Annotated in this window: 1 protein-coding gene; it reads right to left on the minus strand. The window is 49.9% G+C overall.

Annotated elements, in window-relative coordinates; genetic code table 11:
- Nucleotides 1-1,566, minus strand: a 1,566-nt coding sequence (locus R7Q11_RS24675) for a Tn3 family transposase (protein ID WP_225466822.1), incomplete at both ends; no start/stop codon positions are given.

A 1,566-nucleotide genomic window follows, 5' to 3' on the forward strand; every position in this document is an offset into this window, starting at 1 on the left:
GACTCGTTTTTGCCACGGAACTGATCACCATTCACCGACGCAATGGCTCGTCTAAGGAAGTGCCATGCTTCTCCCCGGTTCAGGGCACGTTGCACATACTGCCGCAAACTGGCATCGTCGATGTAGTCAAGTAAATATTGCGCTTTAACCAGTCGATTATACTCCGTCAGAGCCTGTAATATTGGGTGTCCAGAAGGGTAACCAGACAGCTTTCTCACCAGCATTGCTTGTGTCGTCCGCTTTGTCTGAAGTGACAGAACAATACGCCTGATATCTTGCCATCCCGTTGTAATAACATTCGTTCTGATAGGCTTCTTTAGCGCCAGTATGGTGCTGCCTTGTTCACTTTCAGTCACATCAAACAGATCATTGATGACACTACTGAACTGCGCGTATCGCGGTGCAAAACTGTAACCGCATAGATCCAGTAAGGCGAAGTTAACATGATTGACACCGTGTGTATCTGTCGAGAGTACGTCAGGTTTGATTTCACTGCTGTTGGATTGTAACAGGTCATAAATATAGTGTGATTCGTGCTCGTTGGAACCGATGATCCGAGCATTGAGGGCGCTGTGGTTGGCCACCAGTGTCATGGCCGTGATCCCTTTGTGGGTGCCGAGATACTTAGAGGGGTACCGGGTGTTAAAGGTTTCCAGATGGGTTTCGAATTTCTGACCATCCGCACTGGCGTGCAGCTGGTCCTCCTGAATATGGTAGTGGCGGAAGATGGGTAGCGCTGCAACCGCATTATTGATCACGTCGCTGGCGTCATGCAGCGTTTCAGGCCGGATATAGTTGGCCTGCACCGTACTCAGGTGTTCATAGCTTCGATCGGAGATCTGCGCCATGCCATACACACCACGGTGAGTGGCGTTGGCAATCAGAATGGCCAGTAAATCATCCTGATGAGTGAACCCTTGTTTTTGTATCGGAAGTACATGAGTCAGACATTTCATGAACCCGGTTTCGCGCTCTACATACCGCAGTACATCCGCGATACCGACCGGTTGCATTCGCTTAAAAAAGGGATTGTTGACCAGAGATGTAGCGCTTTTGGTCGGCAGACGCCAGCGGGTACCGGTACGATTTTTCATGATCACATTTCGATTGTCTCCCTCATCAATATGGAGAGCAACGTCTTTGAGTGCACTTTCCAGCCGGTGTTGTTTCTCCTGTAACAATAACTCTGCGGGCTGTTTTAGTCTGTCCAGTGTTGATGAGGCCAGCAAGGTATCCTGCGATGTCTGGGGGATCAGGTCGTCTTCCAGTGCGCGGTATTTGGTAACATTTGGCAAATAAATGCGTCCATTCAGTCGTGAGGTTAACTGCCGGTAGAGCAGCCATTCGTAACGTTGCGGGTTAACGTTATCCTGTTTAACCAACCATGGGAGGTGCTTTTTCGGGATGAGCGACGTATCCATCGTCTTCAGTGGTCCACCGAATGCGATTTCCGTCTGCATCTGTTGAAGTTGGGCGACGACGGCTTCTGAGCCTTTACCGGCCTCACATTCAAGGCACAAGAACACCTGCCTTAACAGTTGCTCCAGGAGATTGCATTGTGCATCG

This window comes from Vibrio sp. 970 (assembly GCF_033339075.1).